The following is an 18,509-nucleotide window of genomic DNA, read 5'->3' on the forward strand; positions in this document are numbered from 1 at the left end:
GAAGTGTTCACTTTGATGAAATTAACCATAAAAGATATTGCTGCCCGTTGCGGTGTAGGAAAATCCACGGTTTCAAGGGTGTTAAATAATGCCCCCAATGTCAATCCGCAAACCCGAGCTAAAATTCAAGCGATTATTGATGAATTAAATTTCGCACCCAACAAAACCGCGCGCGCTATGCGTGGTTCCGGCGAACAAGTTGTCGGTATTATCGTGACGCGTCTCAATTCAACAGCAGAATCCCAAACTCTGAGCCGCATATTGAACGCATTATATGCACAAAATATCACGCCTATTATTGTTGAAAGCCAATTTAAACCTGCTCAAGTGGAACGTGAACTTCTTCTCTTCAAACAACGCCAAGTAGATGGTGTCATTTTGTTTGGTTTTTCTGGGCTACAAACACAACATTTAGCCCATTGGCAAGGTGCGCTTGTCACCGTAGCAAAAGCCTATGAACAAAAAAGTGCGGTCTATTATGACGATGAAAATGCTATCAAAGCCTTGCTAACCCATTTTTATCAACAAGGACACCGACAAATCGGCTACCTTGGTATTCATGAACAAGATGAAACCACAGGTAAAAAACGTACAACGGCGTATCTTGAGTTTTGCAAAACTCACCAGTTAACACCTTATCTTCAACAAGCTGAACTCAGCATTGAAAGTGGCTACCAACAAATGCCTTTGCTTATGCAACTGCCTCTTTCAGCCTTGGTTTGTGCCACGCATAGTTTGGCGGTGGGCGCATTAAAATACTTGCAAGAACATCAACAAAATCTGCCTCTTGCTTGCATTGGGCAAAGCCCGATTCTACAAGCCTTAGCTCCTCAATTAGTTAGCCTTGATTTTGGTTATGAGCAAGCAGGACAACAGGCTGTAACTTTGCTACTTGAACAATTAAATGGCTCAAGTGCGGTCGTTCAACAAAAAATTCCATTTAATTGGTATTAAAATGTGACTTAGATCACAAAATCCATGCTTAATAATCAAAATTGGGAACGTTCCCATTGATTTAAATTCAGAACAATCTATAATCAGCACCAATTTCAATTCTCTTATCCAGCAAAGGATTTTCTTATGGCTAAACAAAAAATCGATCCACAAAATATCGACAAACTTGTGGAATATATCGGTGGTCGTGAAAATATTGCGACTGTAACACATTGTATTACTCGCTTGCGTTTTGTGTTAAATGACGAAAGCAAAGTAGATGCAAAAGCAATTGAAAGTTTGCCAATGGTTAAAGCGAACTTTTCAACCGGCGGTCAATATCAAGTGGTAATTGGGCAAGAAGTGGGCGATTACTACAAAATCTTGTTGCAAAAAACCGGCTTGGCGAGTGTGGACAAAGAACAAGTGAAAGCTGCGGCGCGTCAAAATCAAAAATGGTATGAAAGCCTAATTTCTCATATGGCGGATATTTTTATTCCGTTATTGCCTGCCTTGATCAGCGGTGGTTTGATTTTAGGTTTCCGCAATGTGATTGGCGACATCAAAATGTTTGAAGACGGCACAAAAACACTGGTGGAAATCAGTGCATTTTGGGCAAGTATGCATTCGTTCCTATGGATTATCGGTGAGGCAATTTTCCACTTCTTACCTGTGGGGATTTGTTGGTCGATTGCACGCAAAATGGGGACTTCGCCAATTTTAGGCATCGTGCTAGGGATTACCTTAGTTTCACCACAGCTGATGAACTCTTACGCTTTAGGTTCGCAATTACCTGAGGCTTGGAATTTTGGTTGGTTTGCGGTTGAAAAAGTGGGCTATCAAGCGCAGGTTATCCCAGCGATTATGGCAGGTTTAACGCTCTCGTACATCGAACGAGTTATGAACAAAATCGTGCCTGATTTCTTAAATTTAATCATTGTTCCTGTGATTTCGATCATCTTAGCAGTTTTCCTTGCTCATACGGTTATCGGTCCTATCGGTCGTGAAATCGGTAACGGCGTGGCTTATGTGGTGAAAGCAGCGATGACCGGCGAATTTGCACCAATCGGGGCAGCATTGTTCGGTTTTTTATATGCACCATTAGTCGTCACAGGTGTTCACCAAACCTCGCTCGCCATTGATATGCAAATGATCCAAAGTATGGGCGGCACTCCGGTTTGGCCTTTAATTGCGCTATCCAATATCGCTCAAGCATCAGCGGTTGTTGCGGTCTTTATGATGACGAAAAAAATGACGGTGCGCGAAGTGGCATTGCCAGCGGCATTATCCGCCTACCTCGGCGTAACCGAACCGGCGATGTACGGGATCAACTTAAAATACCGTTTCCCAATGTTATGTGCAATGATAGGTTCTGCTTGTGCAGCGTTAATCTGCGGTTTCAGCGGCGTATTAGCCGGCAGTATCGGCGTGGGTGGTTTACCGGGTATTTTATCTATCCAACACCAATTCTGGGCAACCTTTGCGGTGGCAATGTTAGTAGCAATCATCGTACCGATTGCATTAACAATGGTGGTGTACAAACGCAAAGCGTTGAAGGGCGAAGTGGAATAAACCGTAGGGACACACTGAGTGTGTCCGTTAATATTATTTCAGATGATTTATTTTTCGGACACACGCAGAGTGTCCCTACTGTAGGAAAATAAAAATGAACAACAAAAACTGGTGGCAAAACGGGGTGATTTATCAAATCTACCCAAAATCATTCCAAGACACGACAGGAAACGGCACGGGCGATATTCAAGGGATTATCAAACGCCTTGATTATTTACAAACCCTTGGCATTGACGGCATTTGGATTACGCCGATGTACGTGTCGCCACAAATCGACAACGGCTACGACATTGCCGATTACCGCAATATCGACCCAAGTTACGGCACGATGGCGGATTTTGAACAACTGATTGCCGAGGCACATAAACGCAATATCCGCATTGTGATGGATATGGTGTTCAACCACAGCTCCACCTTCCACGAATGGTTCAAACAAGGCGAAGATCCAAACAGCGAATATCACGATTATTATATTTGGAAAGAGCAACCGACCAACTGGAAATCTAAATTTGGCGGTTCGGCGTGGAAATGGTCTGACAAAGCACAAAAATACTATTTGCACCTATTCGCCCCTGAACAAGCGGATTTAAACTGGGAAAACCCAAAACTGCGGTCAGAATTATTTGATATTTGCAAATTCTGGGCGGAAAAAGGCATTGACGGCTTGCGTTTGGACGTGGTGAATTTGATTTCTAAACCTGAACAATTCGAAGACGATTTTGAAGGGGACGGACGCCGTTTTTATACGGACGGCCCGAAAATTCATCAATACTTAAAAATGCTTAACCAAAACGCTTTAACACCATACGGCTTAATGACCGTAGGCGAAATGTCCTCCACTAAATTGGAACATTGCCAACAATACGCCAATTTGAACGGTTCGGAATTGTCGATGACCTTCAACTTCCATCATTTAAAAGTGGATTACCCGAACGGCGAAAAATGGACGTACGCAAAACCTGATTATGTGGAATTGAAATCGATCTTCAACTACTGGCAACAGGGTATGCACGGCAAAGCGTGGAATGCGTTGTTTTGGTGCAACCACGACCAACCGCGTATCGTTTCCCGTTTTGGCGATGAAGGCGAACTGCGCACCACCTCGGCAAAAATGTTAGCGATGTTGCTACACGGAATGCAAGGCACGCCTTATATTTATCAAGGGGAAGAAATCGGAATGACCAACCCGAATTTTGCCACCATTGAAGAATATCGTGATGTAGAAAGCTTCAATGCCTATGCGGAGCTGAAAGAAAAGGGCGTAAGTGAAGAGCTGATTATCAAGATCCTCGCGCAAAAATCCCGTGATAATTCACGCACACCGGTGCAGTGGGATAGCTCGAAAAATGCCGGTTTCTCAACTGGCACACCGTGGATTGATGTGTCGCGCAATTACCATGAAATCAACGTAGAACAAGCACTTGCAGACAAAAATTCTGTGTTTTACACCTACCAAGCGTTAATTGGCTTACGCAAAAATTTAGTGGTGCTCACCGATGGCGATTACCAAGATTTACTGTCGCAACATCCGTCTGTTTGGGCGTATCAACGCACTAATGCAACGGAAAAATTGACGGTGGTAGCAAATTTAAGTGCAGAAAAACAAGTGGTTAGGTTAGAAACAAGCGGTCAGATTTTGCTGAACAATTACCAAAATCTCGCCCAAGTTGAAAATGGCATTGAGTTGGCGCCTTATCAGGCGGTGTATTTGTTAAAAGCATAAAACACCCGATATATATCGCTTACAAACCAAAGTGCGGTTAAAATTTCTTGGATTTTAACCGCACTTTTGTTTGCATCCTCACCTTTTTTCCTATAACAAGGCGACTTCTAGCGATAATAAAAAAGGCGAAACCTGTTCATTTCGCCTTTAATTTCAATCGACTATTCCACTTTATTTTCTGCTGGCGGTAAAACTAAGTTTAAGATAATCGCTACAATGGCACATAAGCTGATACCTTTAATGGACATACCGCCCACATCAACAAACATTCCACCAATACCAAAGGTCATCACCACAGAAATAATACATAAATTACGCGCTTCCGTCACATCCACTTTGCCACGAATTAATGTACTCATGCCTACCACAGCAATAGATCCAAAAACCAACATCATAATACCGCCCATCACAATGGTTGGGATCGTGGATAAGAATGCCCCTACTTTACCGCAGAATGAAATCGCAATCGCCCATACAGCCGCCCAAGTCATAATGTTCGGATTAAAGTTGCGCGTTAACATCACCGCACCAGTTACTTCTGCATAAGTGGTATTGGGTGGGCCGCCGACCAATGATGCCGCAGCGGTTGCCACACCATCACCTAATAAAGTGCGATGTAAACCCGGTTTTTTCAGAAAGTCTTTTCCGGTTACAGAGCTAATTGCCATAATGCCCCCCACATGCTCTACTGCGGGCGCAATGGCAATTGGAAGTAAATATAAAATCGCTTCTAATTTAAACTCAGGCATCGTTAAATTCGGTAGGCTAAACCAAGCGGCATCTAACACAGGTTGGAAATTAATTAACCCTAAGAATAAGCAAAGGATATAACCGACAGCGATCCCAAACATAATCGGGATCAATTTCATCATCCCTTTTGAAAATACCGCCACGATCAAGGTTGTTAACAAGGTTACCAAAGAGACTAAAATCGCATCATTATAGGCATAAGCACTGCCCTTACCGACTGCCATATCTACCGCTACAGGTGCCAATCCCATACCGATAATAATAATCACAGGGCCCACAACGACAGGGGGAAAAATACGTTCTAATATCGCCGCACCTCGTAATTTTACGAGAGTACTTAATGCCACATAAACTAACCCGGTACAAGCCAAGCCCCCCATTGTGGTCGCAATCCCCCAAGCCTGCACACCATATTGAATCGGTGCGATAAAGGCAAAAGAAGACGCCAAGAAAATAGGCACTTGTTTACCGGTACAAAGTTGGAAAAGCAAGGTACCCACACCGGCTGTTAACAGTGCCGTATTCGCATCTAATCCGGTAATTAACGGCACAAGTACCAACGCACCAAATGCCACGAAAAGCATTTGCAGTCCCACAAATGCTTGTTTTGCTTTACTTTGTTGTTCAATTTGAGTTGTCATATTTGCTCCAAAAATAACCGCACTCTAGGGTCTGTTTATCTTTCAATAAAAGGCAGCGGCGGAGCTTATTTTTTGCCCAATCAAGGCAAAAAAACTGCCGTTTAGTCATTCTAAACAAAGTTTTTTTAACACAGAGTGGGCAAAAAAGAAGCCCGCCCCTTCGGGTTGTGCCTAAAAAAGCCATCGTCGTTGTTGTAAAACTTGTCAATAGTCCTGCTATTAACTGCGTTTTACGCCTAGCCGATGGCTTTTTTAGGCGACAACGCAGCTTTTTATTGAAAGATAAACAGACCCTAAAGTGCGGTCTAAAAAAGAATTATTTTGTACCAAAAATCTTATCGCCGGCATCCCCTAAACCAGGAATGATATAACCATGTTCATTTAAATGACTATCAATTGACGCAGTATAAACTTCAATGTCCGGGTGTGCTGCTTCTAAGGCTTTAATACCTTCAGGTGCCGCCACTAACACTAGCACTTTGATTTGTTTACAGCCGTGTTGTTTTAATAAATCAATGGTCGCAATCATTGAACCGCCTGTTGCCAACATGGGATCCACGACAATGGCTAAACGCTCATCTAAATCACTGGCTAATTTTTGGAAATAAGGCACTGGCTCAAGGGTTTCTTCATTACGATACATCCCCACAACGCTAATACGCGCGCTTGGAATATGCTCTAACACCCCATCCATCATCCCTAAACCCGCACGTAAAATAGGCACAACGGTCACTTTTTTACCCTTGATTTGCTGGATTTCTACATCACCGCACCAGCCATCAATAATCACATTTTCCACTTCTAAATCTGCCGTGGCTTCATAAGTTAAAAGGCTCCCCACTTCGGTTGCCAATTCACGGAAATGCTTCGTGCTAATATCTGCTGCACGCATTAAACCTAATTTATGTTTCACCAACGGATGTTTTACTTCAACCAATTTCATACTTGTTGCCCTTTCATTCAAAAAAATCGTTTGATTGTAATGAAATTCAGTATTTCATTCAATGAGCGAGATCACAAAATCATAAAAAAAAGTGCGGTTATAAAAATCCTTATTTTTTCACCGCACTTTATCCTATTTATTCGACCCTTCAGGATGTAGCCCAATCCCTTGATGACGTTCTTTGAGTTTTTCAATCACATCTTGCCATGCCAAATTTTCATTGTGGAGCAATACAGTTAAGTGATAAACCAAATCTGCCGCTTCGCTAACTAATTCTTCACGATCTTTTGCCATCGCAGCCAGCGCCGTTTCAACCCCTTCTTCCCCGACTTTCTGCGCAATTTTCTTCGTGCCTTTCGCATACAGTTTTGCCGTATAAGAGCTTTCAGGATCAGCGTTTTTACGCTCGGCAAGGGTGCGTTCTAATTTACTAAACCACGTCCAATCGCCTTCAGATTGCGTTTCAAACTGATGAAAACAACTTTCTGCCCCTGTATGACAGGTTTCGCCAATCGGATCGGCTAAAATCAGCAAGGTGTCGTTATCGCAATCCAGGCTCATATCCACCACGTTTAAGAAATTGCCTGAAGTTTCTCCTTTCGTCCATAAACGTTGTTTGGTACGAGAGAAAAACGTCACTTTTTTCTCGGCTAATGTTTTGGCTAATGCTTCTTGGTTCATATAACCAAGCATTAGAACTTCACAGGTTTGGGCGTTTTGGACGATCACGGGAAGTAAACCGTCCACTTTTTGCCAGTCTATTGTATTTATCATTCTTTAATCCTTGTTTTTTCCTAGCACGACAAGCCGTACTAGGTTATAAATAATTAAATCGCCAATTTTATTTATTTGCTATCTTAGCGTAGTGAGCATTAAGCAATAATGAAATTTTCTCACATTCAAATTCTTTTGAGTGTTCAAATACTTCAATTAAATCTACACCTACTTTTTGACAGGCATAACGTTTTCTAGTATCTCGATCGCTAGAATTTTCCACTCTATGACCAGAGCCTTGATATTCAATGACAAGAACCGGCTTACCAAATCTATCAATAATTAAAAAGTCAGCGCGTAAATGGTTGATTGCCCAAAAAGCATCCTTTTCCTCTTTGGTACAATCATCTAACTTTTTAGGTGGATCAATCAGACCTCCTAATCCTACCTGAACAAATAGCCGATAATTTTGTTCTCTATGCTTTTCTAACAAAAGTTTCTCTAATGCACAGAAAACTTTATATTCAGCTTTATTCATTAATTGCCTAGATTTAAAATTGGTATTTAAAATTTGTTTTATGCGCTCATTTTGAAAAGAACTTTTATTATCTTCTTGATAATAAAAAACAGGCTCTTCTCGTCTATATTTTGTTATTCTCTTAGTACGGTGAGTTTTAGGATTAAAAATTAATACTAAAATAAAAATAATAATTGATGAAATAATAACAATAGAATTATTCACTTTATTAACCTCTTCTTATTTCAACATTTTCTTTCCCAAGATACGCCTTCAACTCCCCAATATTGATAATCTGCTTATGAAACACACTTGCCGCCAGTGCGCCGTCCACATTCGCTTCCACAAAAGCATCTCTAAAATGCACCATTTCGCCTGCACCGCCTGAGGCAATTAGCGGTACGTGGCAGACTTCACGCACTTTTTTCAGTTGGACTAAATCATAGCCGTTGCGTACGCCGTCTTGGTTCATCATATTCAGCACGATTTCGCCTGCGCCACGTTTTTGCACTTCGGCAACCCAATCAAGCAATTGCCAGTTGGTTTGACGGGTGCGGCTTTCATCGCCTGTGTATTGGTTCACCCAATACTTGCCCGTTTCTTTCTCAAACCAGCTATCAATCCCCACCACAATGGCTTGCACGCCAAAGCGATCCGCAAGGCGAGAAATCAGTTCAGGATCGGCAAGTGCGGGCGAATTTATAGAGATTTTATCCGCACCAAAGGCAAAAATTTGCTCCGCATCCTCAATGGTTTTAATGCCACCCGCCACGCAAAACGGAATATCGATCACTTCCGCCACACGCTCCACCCAGCTTTTATCCACCGTTCTTCCGTCTGAAGAAGCCGTAATATCGTAGAACACCAATTCGTCCGCCCCTTCTTCCGCATAGCGTTTGGCAAGCGGTACGATGTCGCCGATAATTTCGTGATTGCGGAACTGCACACCTTTGACTACTTGTCCGTCACGCACGTCTAAACAAGGGATTATCCGTTTTGCCAACATTCGATTGCCTCCGCTACATTAAATTTACCTTCCAACAACGCACGCCCCACGATCACGCCAGCCACGCCTGTGCCTTTTAACGCTTGAATATCGGCAAGAGAACCGATACCGCCCGATGATTGGAAATTCACATCAGGGTATTTGGCACAAATTTCTTTATACAAATCCACGTTTGACCCTGCCAATGTGCCATCACGGGAAATGTCCGTACATAAAACGTGCTGCAAACCGACCGATTGGAAATCGTCAATCAATTCTTCCAATGACACGCCGCTTGCCTCTTGCCAACCGCTAATCGCAATGATTTTTCGACCGCTTGCATCAATGTTCACGTCCAACGCTAACACGAATTTTTCTGCACCGTATTTGTTAAACCAGCTCTTGACCATCTCACGTTCTTTGACCGCTGTTGAGCCAATCACCACACGGTTCGCCCCCACTGCTAATAAATCCGCCACATCTTGCTCCGAGCGAATACCGCCGCCCACTTGGATTTTACATTTGGTCGCCGCAATAATCTCACCGATAAGTGCGGTCTGTCTTTTGGCAGGATCTTTCGCCCCCGTCAAATCCACCAAATGCAACTGCTCCGCCCCTTGTGCAAGGTAGCCGGCAAATTGCTCAATCGGATTGTCACTATAAGTCGTCTGTTTGGCATAATCGCCTTGGTGCAACCGCACCACCTGCCCATCAATCAAATCAAGGGCGGGAATAATAATAGATTTTTTCATTGTGTTTGTTTCCTATCCTATATGCTCCTACCCCAAAGGGGTAGGTCTATGATTAACCTAGGGTAATTTATTACCCTAGGCACAGCTATATCATCTCCCCTAGGGTTACTTGTTTGTCCTAGGCACTGCTATGTCGTTTCCCCTAGGGCTGCTTGTTTGTCCTAGGGTAGCAAGCTACCCTAGGTTATGCATGATCCTACCCCGTTGGGGTAGATATGGCACCTAGATACAACTAGGGTCGCTGTTATAAATTTCTATCAATAAAGTTTGCATCAACTTCTACACCAGCTTCAGCCAGTAGAAATTTTGCTTCGTCCATAAAACTCGTATGTTTATGGTGTTCTTTTTGATTTTTGATGTAGTTAATAATTTTTGCTTTATCTCTTTCGCAATAAGTTAATGCACAATAACCCACTGCCCACTCAGTAAAATCAGGAAATAATGATTTATTTTGTTCTAAAAATAAATGCGTTGTCTTTTTTAACTTCCGCACAAATTCCGATACAGGAATAGTTTGATGAATTTCCACAAATAAATGAATATGATCGGGCATTCCATTCACACGGTATAAAACGCTTTGATGATCTTGAACAAATTTCCAAATACAACGATAAAGCTCATTTTCATATTGTTCATTAATGGCGTGAACCCCATATTTTGTCCGAAAAACAATATGATAAAGTAAACGTGTATAACTCATTATATTCCTCAATTACCCCAAATGGGTAAGCTTATACATAACCAAGGGTAACTTGTTACCTTTGGGTTAATCGCCCCAACTGATTTCTCAACGTCCGCTTAAACGCCTCTGCCAGCACTTCGCAAGCTAAAGCTTTTTCTAGCTCCGCGCGCATTGCCTCTGTTGATTTTTGTGCGGCAAGTTGGTTTAGGTGCATAATATTCAAATCCGGATACGGGCGTTGCAAGCGATGGATTTTGTCTCCTTTTTTGCAAATGCCGGTTTGAATCACACGCACATACCAGCCTGTTAAACCTTGCTCTCGCACGATTTTTTGTGTCTCCGCACATTCGGAATTGAGCGACAATCGCTCGCAAGGCTTGCGTGGTTGCGAGACTTCTACAATCACATCGCCGATTTGATAATGGTCGCCCACACAAACGTTGGTTTCGTCCAATTCGGAAACGATAAAATTCTCGCCGTAAATCGCTGTGTTTTTCCAATCGAAATCCTTGCCGATAAGTGCGGTCAATTTTTCAAAGGTTTTTTCTGCCATAAAAAACAACGCTTTATCCACGCCACCGTGGTGGGCTTTCAAGCCCACATCATTACCTTCTGCGCCTAATTCGTGAACGGTGATTTGATCCACTGGCTGCTTGCGGATAGCACTTTCTAAGGTCGTGCCGTCCGCAAAAGTAACGTTTTCCACCAAACCGATTTTTAAGGCTAACACTTCCGCCATTAAATATTCTCCACAAAATTTTTCAATAACTGCGCCCCGTTTTTGCCCGAACGTTCAGGGTGAAATTGCACGCCATAAAAATTTTTGCTCGCAATCGCCGCCGAAAAATCCACGCCGTAGTTACAGGTCGCAATGGTATTCTCATTCGGCAGCACCGCATAACTATGCACAAAATAGAAATGGCTGTCTTGCTCAATATCGGCAAACAACGGATGATCCGCCGCATAACGCACAGGGTTCCAACCCATATGCGGCAACGGCAAGCCTGTATTCGGGATTAACTCCGTTTTACCGTTCATCAGGCGCAAGGTTTCCACATTACCTTCGGTGGAAAACTCCGTCATCAGCTGCATTCCCAAACAGATACCAAGCATCGGTTGAGTAGCGTTTTGAATGGTTTCAATCAGCTGACGCCCCTGCAGATTTTTCATCGCCGCAATCGCTGTGCCCACGCCGGGTAATAGCAATTTATCCGCCGATCTGATTTTCGCTAAATCACGGCTAATTTCCGCTTGAATTCCCAAACGGTCGAATGCAAATTTTACAGAAGACAGGTTTGCACAGCCTGTGTCGATGATTACTAAATTAGTCATAATTATGAGATCTCAACTATATAAAATTTCTTATTCTCACCAAAATCCCGCCATATTATTTGGTAAGTTTCCTTTAATGATATAGAGTATTTTTCTTTTCCTGTCGGTTTTTCTATATCTCCAGTTATTTGTTTTCCATTACGAAAATAAGCATAAACCCCATCAATCTTACCCTTCTTCTTATAAAAATTTTCATCTTCAATAATTGTAATACAATAATTCCTAACAAATCCTTTACATTCCGCTTTGACTGTTTCCATAAAATGTATATCTTTAATAAAACTAAACATCTTTTCAGGGTATTGACCATTAGTTGTATTTGCAAATTTTAGCTCTATTGCATATTTTTCATCATTTTCATATTTATTTAATATAACTATATCTATTTCTTTTTTCTCATTTTTATCTTTTGGTATATAACCAAAATCTTTGACATTTCTTTCAAATTGAATTTTATAGTCTTTATATTTTAGCTGTTCTCTTAAGAATATACCAAGTTCATGCTGAAAGCTAAACTCATTATAAATTTCAATATCTTCTTTATATTTTAAATAACTAAAGAAATCATTAACTAAACTTTCTATATCTAACATAAAACTTCCTAAAATAATCGTTTATCCGCATCATCAAGGCGTAATAACATACGATATTGCGTCCGCAGTGCGGACGCAATTGGAAACGCACGATAAAATTGGCGATAACGTTCCAATTGACGGGCAGAAAAACCACTGCCAAATTCGGGCTGTAGTTGTTGTGCAAGGGATTTGATCAAATAAGCGCCATAATCCGCCCGATCTTGCCCTTGCTGTTCTTCTTCAAAAATCCGCTTGCCGATATGCCAATACATCAGCACCCGTTGGAAATCCACCGCGCGAATGGCCGTTTCGCGGGATTGAAGGATGATTTGTTTGATGTCGGTGGTTAAAGTATTGGCTGTGAGCATGTTTTTTCCTTATCATTTCTACTTGTTACAGGCGGTCTGATTTCTACAAATTTTTGCAAAATCAATCTCTTGAAATACGAATAGTTTTTTTAATATGTTTTAAATTTGCCACAATAGTAAATGTCATCACAATTAAAAGCGACCAAGCTCCCCATTTTCCTAAATGCACCGTTGTCCATGCTCCCATTTGGTTTGGATATTGCCAGATGCCGACAAACGTTCCGATATTTTCAGCTAACCAAATAAAAAAGCCAATTAATGCAAATGCTAATAAAAGCGGCATTCTTCGCTTGCGATCGTAAGGGGTGAAATAAACATAAGTGCGTGCATATAATCCCATTGCAAATGCAGCTAAATACCAGCGATAGTCACCAATATAATGATGAGTAAAAAAATTCAAATAGATCAGTATAGCAACTAAGGTTGATAGCCAATAAGGTGGATGGCTTTTTATTTTTAAATCAAATAATCGCCACGCCTGAATAATATAACTTCCTACCGCTGCATACATAAAACCGGTAAATAATGGTACACCACCAATTTTAGTATAAGCAAAATCAGGATACGCCCAAGATTGTATACTGCTTGATGTTTTAAAATATTCCAAAATAAAACCAATAAGATGAAATAAGGTAATGGATTTTATTTCATCGAGAGTTTCTAATTTTGTCCAGAACATAATAGCTTGTACGACTAACGCAAAAATTAACAATAAATCGTAACGGGGTATATTCCAGATTCCTGCCTTAGGAATCATAAACATCGCAATAAAAAATAATCCAGCAAATAAACACGATCTGGCTTCTTTTAAACCAAAAAATAGAAATTCAACACAAAAACGTTGTATGCCTTTTAATTGATTATTCGTTTGATGATAAATAAGCCATTGATCTAATTTATTGAGCATTTTAGTTCCGATTTAATTTTCTAATTTGTGTTTTTTAGTTTTTCTTGAATTTCTATAACAAGCGGTCAAATCCCCAAAAACTTTGCAAAATCCAACCGCACTTTAGGGCGAATATAATTCTCCCTTACAACATTACAATACGCCTTTACTACTCGGCAATTCATTCCCTTCAATGCGAATAGCTTGGCGTAAGGTTCTGCCGAAAACTTTAAACAGGCTTTCGATTTTGTGATGATCATTGTCGCCTTTGGCCTTGATGTGCAAGGTGGCGAGCATCGTGAAGGCGATAGATTGGAAGAAATGCTCTGTCAATTCGGTGCTAAAGTCGCCGACTTTGTCACGTTTAAAATCTGCTTTGAATTTAATAAATGGTCTGCCCGATAAATCCATTGCGCATTGAGCTTGACATTCGTCCATTGGCAACACAAAACCGAAACGGGCGATGCCACGTTTGTCGCCGATGGCTTGTTTTAACGCAGTGCCGAGGGCAAGGGCGGTGTCTTCAACGGTGTGGTGTTCGTCAATCCAGAGGTCGCCTTTGCACGAGATGTTCATACGGAAACCGCCGTGGGTGGCGATTTGGTCGAGCATATGGTCGAAAAAGCCCACGCCCGTTTTAATGTCGTTCACACCCGTTTCATCCAGCCACACTTGTACTTTGATGTCAGTCTCTTTGGTTTTGCGCACCACTTCTGCATAGCGTGGTTGGCGTTCGCCGATGTTGGTCACCGGCTCGCCCAATAATTTTTCCACAATCAAATCCCAATTTAATTTTTCAGGATGATATTGCAAAGCACGAATACCAAGATTTTCCGCCAACTGAACGTCTGTAGCACGGTCGCCGATGACAAAACTGGTGGCAGGGTCAAACAGTTCACGCTCAATATATTTTTGCAACAACTTGGTTTTCGGTTTGCGGCAATCGCAGTTGTCTTCAGGTTTGTGTGGGCAAATTAACACTTCATCAAACTCAATACCTTGCGAGCGGAATAGTTCCATCATCGCATTATGCGGTTTATCGAAGGTCTCTTGAGGAAATGAACTCGTGCCTAAGCCGTCTTGATTGCTTACCATCACAAAGCGGTATTTGTGTTTGAGTTTAAGCAAAGCTGGGATCACATTCGGCTCAAATTTGAGTTTTTCTAAACTGTCGATTTGAAAATCGGTTTTCGGTTCGTCAATTAAGGTGCCGTCACGGTCGATGAATAAAATAGATTGTTGTGTCATTTTTGTTCTCCTGTTCTTGCCACATACTGACGTATGTGGTTACGCATAGTGGCGATGCGCTGCATCGCTATAAATCTTGTTCAAAAAATTTTTCGTTTATTTCAATTCCAGCCTCTGTAAGCAAGAATTTTACTTCTTCTACAAAATCAGCTGTTTTATGGTGTTCTTTTTGATTTTTAATGTAATTGATGATTTTCTCTTTATCTTTTTCGCAATAAGTTAGTGAACAGTAGCCCCTAGACCACGCATAAAATTCAGGAAAAAGATGTTTATTTTCATCAATCCATTTATGCGTTGTCGTTTTCAGTTTTTGTACAAACTCAGCGACCGAAAGCATCGGGTGCAATTCAACAAAAAGATGAAGATGATCGGGCATACCGTTGATCCGATAAAGCACAGAATTATGTTCTCTCACAAATCCCCAAATATAGCGATAAAGCGCATCTTCATTTTCTTCTAAAATACTTGGCGTACCATATTTAGTACGGAAGATAATATGGTATAAATTTCTTGTATAGCTCATATTTTCCCTAGCTTACCGCTACGGAGTAGCGGCACTATGCTTAACCACGTACGTCAGTGCGTGGCATCCGCACGATTTATCTTATACGCCCCCAATCGCCTCCACCGTTCTTTCCAGCTCTTCTCTCGTGCCAATAGAAATCCGAATACAATTCTGTAACCCCAATGCTTTTTGTTGGTCACGTAAGATAATCCCTTTTTCCCATAAGGCTTTGAACACCTTTTGTCCATCTTGGAATTTTACCAGTACATAGTTGGCTTCAGTGTCGAAAATTTCAACCACACTTGGGATTTGTTTGAGTTGGTCGATTAACCACGCACGGTTTGTCAATACATCGGCAACACGTTGTTGCATTTCGCTCAAGCCTTGAGCGGTTAAGGCTTGGGTAGCGATGTCGGTTACAGGGGTAGGTTGTGGGTAAGGGGCGATGACTTTTTGTAGCACGCCGATCAATTCTTCATTAGCAAGGGTAAAGCCGCAACGCAAGCCAGCAAGAGCAAAGGCTTTGGAGAGCGTGCGGATAATGGCTAAGTGCGGATAATTTGGTAGCTCATTGACCATTGTCGCTTGCGGGCAAAATTCGATATAAGCCTCGTCCACCACCACAATGGCTTTGCCTGCGGTGATTTGCAAAAGTTTGAGCAAATCCGACCGCTTGACCAACGTACCTGTTGGGTTGTTAGGGCTACACACAAACACTACTTTCACCCCGTCCAAATTGCGTTCAATTTCAGGTAAATTAAGTTGGAAATCCGCAGTTAAAGGCACGGTTTTGAGCGCAATGCCACAGGTCTCCGCCGACACGCTGTACATTCCATAAGTTGGCGGACAGTACAACACGCTATCGGTCGGTTCACAAAAAGCGCGGATAATCAATTCAATACTTTCATCGCCGCCACGAGTGGTAATGACTTGCTCAGGTTTCACACCTGCATAAGCCGCATAGCCCTTAACCACGCTTTCAGGTTGCGCCTCGGGATAGCGGTTAAGCGCCGATAATTGCACATCAATAGTCGGCGAAGTTGGATATTCATTGGCATTTAACCACACATCGCCCGAACCACCCAAACGGCGAGCAGATTGGTATGGAGTAAGAGCTTGGATGTTTTTTCTGGAGAGTTGTGAGATTGTCATAGTGTTTTTTCCTGCTTTGCCTGTATTATGAAAATGACTTATTGTTAATTATTTTATTGCAGCATCTTGTTGTAATTTTCTTAAGACACTCATTGCCAAATCAGCTTGTTCATAAGGAACGAAAATATGATCGTGATAATTCCCCGCAACAACATTACAACTAATCTGAGCTTGACCTAATGCTGCTGCGAAAGCCGCCGTTAAACCGACCGCTGCAAGATCGGAATGTACGGTTAAAGTAATCCAAGCAGCACGAAATTGAGCGTTTAATTGGTATTTTTGAGCTGTTTGTTCTGAAACAACAATAGATAATCCTTCTTGCTCTTGAATAGAAGAAATAATTTCCGAGAGTGGAATTGCAGTGTCAGGTTCAACCGTAGCAAAGAGGTATATGCCTTCATTCAAGTGCGGTGTCATTGTACGTAATAATTCATTTAAGTTATTGATTGGTAATGTCATTTTTTATCCTCATATTGACGGTGTTAATTATGCGCTTATTTATAGCCATATCTTGCATCATTGCAAGTTTTTGTTTGTTCATTATATTTTTCCTTTTACCCGTAGGGGCAAAATATTTTTTGCCCCAAAACATCGTGGGGAATTCAGGGCGAAAAATGTTTCGCCCCTACAATTTATTTATCTTCGTCAATTCAATATCTATTTTTCGCAAATCTTACTCTGTTCGTTATAACTACCGCCATTATCTAAACAAGCGTCTTTCGCCATAAAATTTTGAATAAAAGGAATGGCAAAAACCAAGCATAAGATAATCATTAACAGCAGATAAATTATTTTTTTCATTAAATGTTTCCTTTTGAACCGTAGGGGCAAATTACATTTGCCCTTATTACCTTTTGCTTTGGGGCTAATATGATTAGCCCCTACAATTATTTCCCGATTTTATTTAATCTAATCGACACCGCCTGTTTGTGCGCATCCAACTGTTCCGCACTTGCCATCAGTTCCACGGTTTTTGCTAAGTTTTTAAAACCCTGTGGCGTGAGTTCTTGTACAGTCATTCGTTTGCTGAAATCCGCTAAACCTAGGCTGGAATAGGTGCGGGTGTAGCCGTAGGTTGGTAGCACGTGGTTGGTGCCGCTGGCGTAGTCGCCCATACTTTCGGGGCTGTATGCGCCTAAGAAAATTGAGCCGGCATTGTCTAGGCTGTCGAGCAAGTCTCGGGCATTTTCCACTTGCACCACCAAGTGTTCAGGCGCATATTCGTTGCTGATTTCCACCGCTTGTTCGATGCTGTCGGCAATAAAGGTGCGGCTGTGTGAAAGAGCTTTGCGTGCGGTTTCTGCACGTGGTAATTGTGCCAGTTGATTTTCGATAGAAAGTGCGGTCTGTTTTGCTAATGTTTCGCTTGGCGTAACCAAAATCACTTGGCTGTCGGCACCGTGTTCTGCTTGAGAAAGTAAGTCGCTGGCGACAAAATCAGGGTCGGCGTTTTCATCGGCAATCACTAACACTTCCGAAGGCCCTGCCGGCATATCAATTGCCGTGCCTTCTTGCACCACTTGGCGTTTTGCCTCGGTGACAAAAGCGTTGCCCGGCCCGAAGATTTTATCCACTTTTGCCACTGTTTCTGTACCGTTTGCCATAGCAAATACCGCTTGCGCACCGCCTACGGCATAAATGGTTTCCACGCCGCATAGGTTGGCGGTGTAAAGAATTTCATCGGCAATCGGCGGCGGTGAGCAAAGAACGATTTTCTTACAGCCGGCAATTTTGGCAGGAATAGCAAGCATCAACACTGTTGAAAATAGTGGCGCTGAACCGCCCGGGATATACAAACCCACACGCTGAATAGGGCGTGTCAGCACTTGGCAACGCACACCTGCTTGAGTTTCAATATCCACACCTTGCGGAAGTTGAGCGTTGTGAAAACGCTCAATGTTGCGTTTAGCGTTTTGAATGGCTTGCTTGAGTTCGTCAGGAATACGGCTCGCTGCCTGTGCGATCTGCTCGGCAGAAATCACAAGGCTGTCGAGCTTAATACGATCAAACTGCTCCGCTAATTCAAACAGGGCTTTATCGCCGTTGGTTTTGACATTTTGTTTAATTTTTTCAACCGCTTGCGTAACGCTCTCGCCCACTAATTGCGCAGGGCGAGAAAGAGCAGCTTGTTTTTCGGTTTCAGTTAAGTTGTTCCAAATGAGGGTTTGCATATTTTTATCCTTCCTGTCGGTTGTAGGGGCGAAATATTTTTCGCCCTAATTACGTTCTGA

Annotated in this window: 20 protein-coding genes and 1 pseudogene; 3 read left to right on the plus strand and 18 right to left on the minus strand. The window is 42.1% G+C overall.

Features of this window, described 5'->3' with window-relative positions; genetic code table 11:
* Positions 1 to 15: 15 nt before the first annotated feature.
* The 3 genes from Q0O89_RS01860 (at position 16) to treC (ending at position 4,228) form a co-directional block, all read left to right on the plus strand.
* A complete protein-coding gene (locus Q0O89_RS01860; protein WP_293730091.1) occupies positions 16 to 954 on the plus strand; it encodes a LacI family DNA-binding transcriptional regulator in 939 nt (312 codons plus the stop codon).
* A gap of 126 nt (positions 955 to 1,080) precedes the next feature.
* Positions 1,081 to 2,505 carry a PTS trehalose transporter subunit IIBC gene (gene treB / locus Q0O89_RS01865; protein ID WP_293730092.1) on the plus strand — a complete coding sequence of 475 codons (1,425 nt, stop codon included), beginning with the start codon at positions 1,081 to 1,083 and terminating at the stop codon, positions 2,503 to 2,505.
* A 94-nt stretch (positions 2,506 to 2,599) separates the two neighbouring features.
* A complete protein-coding gene (gene treC / locus Q0O89_RS01870) occupies positions 2,600 to 4,228 on the plus strand; it encodes an alpha,alpha-phosphotrehalase (RefSeq protein ID WP_293730093.1) in 1,629 nt (542 codons plus the stop codon).
* 161 nt (positions 4,229 to 4,389) lie between these two features.
* Here the strand turns inward: treC and Q0O89_RS01875 are convergent, their stop codons facing one another.
* The 18 genes and pseudogenes from Q0O89_RS01875 to hisD form a co-directional block, all read right to left on the minus strand.
* Positions 4,390 to 5,619 (minus strand): NCS2 family protein, encoded by a 1,230-nt coding sequence (locus tag Q0O89_RS01875; protein ID WP_293730094.1) that lies wholly within the window; start codon positions 5,617 to 5,619, stop codon positions 4,390 to 4,392.
* A gap of 316 nt (positions 5,620 to 5,935) precedes the next feature.
* Positions 5,936 to 6,562: a uracil phosphoribosyltransferase gene (gene upp / locus Q0O89_RS01880; RefSeq protein ID WP_135709185.1), complete on the minus strand. Its 627-nt coding sequence runs from the start codon at positions 6,560 to 6,562 to the stop codon at positions 5,936 to 5,938.
* A 132-nt stretch (positions 6,563 to 6,694) separates the two neighbouring features.
* Positions 6,695 to 7,336 (minus strand): bifunctional phosphoribosyl-AMP cyclohydrolase/phosphoribosyl-ATP diphosphatase HisIE, encoded by a 642-nt coding sequence (gene hisIE, locus Q0O89_RS01885; RefSeq protein ID WP_293730095.1) that lies wholly within the window; start codon positions 7,334 to 7,336, stop codon positions 6,695 to 6,697.
* Positions 7,337 to 7,403: 67 nt separating this feature from the next.
* Positions 7,404 to 8,018 (minus strand): DUF2726 domain-containing protein, encoded by a 615-nt coding sequence (locus Q0O89_RS01890; protein WP_293730096.1) that lies wholly within the window; start codon positions 8,016 to 8,018, stop codon positions 7,404 to 7,406.
* 4 nt (positions 8,019 to 8,022) lie between these two features.
* On the minus strand, positions 8,023 to 8,799 hold the full coding sequence (gene hisF / locus Q0O89_RS01895; protein ID WP_293730097.1) for an imidazole glycerol phosphate synthase subunit HisF: 777 nt from the start codon (positions 8,797 to 8,799) through the stop codon (positions 8,023 to 8,025).
* A complete protein-coding gene (gene hisA, locus Q0O89_RS01900; protein ID WP_293730098.1) occupies positions 8,781 to 9,530 on the minus strand; it encodes a 1-(5-phosphoribosyl)-5-[(5-phosphoribosylamino)methylideneamino]imidazole-4-carboxamide isomerase in 750 nt (249 codons plus the stop codon). Before hisA ends, hisF begins: the two co-directional genes overlap by 19 nt.
* Before the next feature lie 244 nt (positions 9,531 to 9,774).
* Complete coding sequence (tnpA, locus tag Q0O89_RS01905) at positions 9,775 to 10,230, minus strand: IS200/IS605 family transposase (protein WP_062924251.1); 456 nt, start codon at positions 10,228 to 10,230, stop codon at positions 9,775 to 9,777.
* Between the two features lie 55 nt (positions 10,231 to 10,285).
* On the minus strand, positions 10,286 to 10,951 hold the full coding sequence (locus Q0O89_RS01910; protein ID WP_293730099.1) for an MOSC domain-containing protein: 666 nt from the start codon (positions 10,949 to 10,951) through the stop codon (positions 10,286 to 10,288).
* Positions 10,951 to 11,544: an imidazole glycerol phosphate synthase subunit HisH gene (gene hisH / locus Q0O89_RS01915; protein ID WP_293730100.1), complete on the minus strand. Its 594-nt coding sequence runs from the start codon at positions 11,542 to 11,544 to the stop codon at positions 10,951 to 10,953. The genes Q0O89_RS01910 and hisH overlap by 1 nt, the downstream gene beginning before the upstream one ends.
* Before the next feature lie 2 nt (positions 11,545 to 11,546).
* Positions 11,547 to 12,137, minus strand: coding sequence for a hypothetical protein (locus Q0O89_RS01920; protein ID WP_293730101.1), 591 nt, complete (start codon positions 12,135 to 12,137; stop codon positions 11,547 to 11,549).
* 11 nt (positions 12,138 to 12,148) lie between these two features.
* Positions 12,149 to 12,487, minus strand: a pseudogene (locus Q0O89_RS01925) (DUF1016 N-terminal domain-containing protein); the annotation flags it as partial.
* Positions 12,488 to 12,548: 61 nt separating this feature from the next.
* Complete coding sequence (locus tag Q0O89_RS01930) at positions 12,549 to 13,394, minus strand: DUF817 domain-containing protein (protein ID WP_276983944.1); 846 nt, start codon at positions 13,392 to 13,394, stop codon at positions 12,549 to 12,551.
* 132 nt (positions 13,395 to 13,526) lie between these two features.
* Complete coding sequence (gene hisB, locus Q0O89_RS01935; protein ID WP_293730102.1) at positions 13,527 to 14,621, minus strand: bifunctional histidinol-phosphatase/imidazoleglycerol-phosphate dehydratase HisB; 1,095 nt, start codon at positions 14,619 to 14,621, stop codon at positions 13,527 to 13,529.
* Between the two features lie 67 nt (positions 14,622 to 14,688).
* Positions 14,689 to 15,144 carry an IS200/IS605 family transposase gene (tnpA, locus tag Q0O89_RS01940; RefSeq protein WP_075606160.1) on the minus strand — a complete coding sequence of 152 codons (456 nt, stop codon included), beginning with the start codon at positions 15,142 to 15,144 and terminating at the stop codon, positions 14,689 to 14,691.
* A gap of 81 nt (positions 15,145 to 15,225) precedes the next feature.
* Positions 15,226 to 16,278: a histidinol-phosphate transaminase gene (gene hisC / locus Q0O89_RS01945; protein ID WP_293730103.1), complete on the minus strand. Its 1,053-nt coding sequence runs from the start codon at positions 16,276 to 16,278 to the stop codon at positions 15,226 to 15,228.
* A 48-nt stretch (positions 16,279 to 16,326) separates the two neighbouring features.
* Positions 16,327 to 16,737 (minus strand): ACT domain-containing protein, encoded by a 411-nt coding sequence (locus Q0O89_RS01950; RefSeq protein ID WP_293730104.1) that lies wholly within the window; start codon positions 16,735 to 16,737, stop codon positions 16,327 to 16,329.
* 198 nt (positions 16,738 to 16,935) lie between these two features.
* The gene (locus Q0O89_RS01955) at positions 16,936 to 17,079 is read right to left on the minus strand and encodes a hypothetical protein (protein ID WP_293730105.1); all 144 of its coding nucleotides are present in this window, start codon (positions 17,077 to 17,079) and stop codon (positions 16,936 to 16,938) included.
* An 86-nt stretch (positions 17,080 to 17,165) separates the two neighbouring features.
* A complete protein-coding gene (gene hisD, locus Q0O89_RS01960) occupies positions 17,166 to 18,449 on the minus strand; it encodes a histidinol dehydrogenase (RefSeq protein WP_293730106.1) in 1,284 nt (427 codons plus the stop codon).
* Positions 18,450 to 18,509: the final 60 nt, after the last annotated feature.

Origin of the sequence: uncultured Actinobacillus sp., from assembly GCF_945915845.1 — a bacterium.
Lineage (GTDB): Bacteria > Pseudomonadota > Gammaproteobacteria > Enterobacterales > Pasteurellaceae > Exercitatus.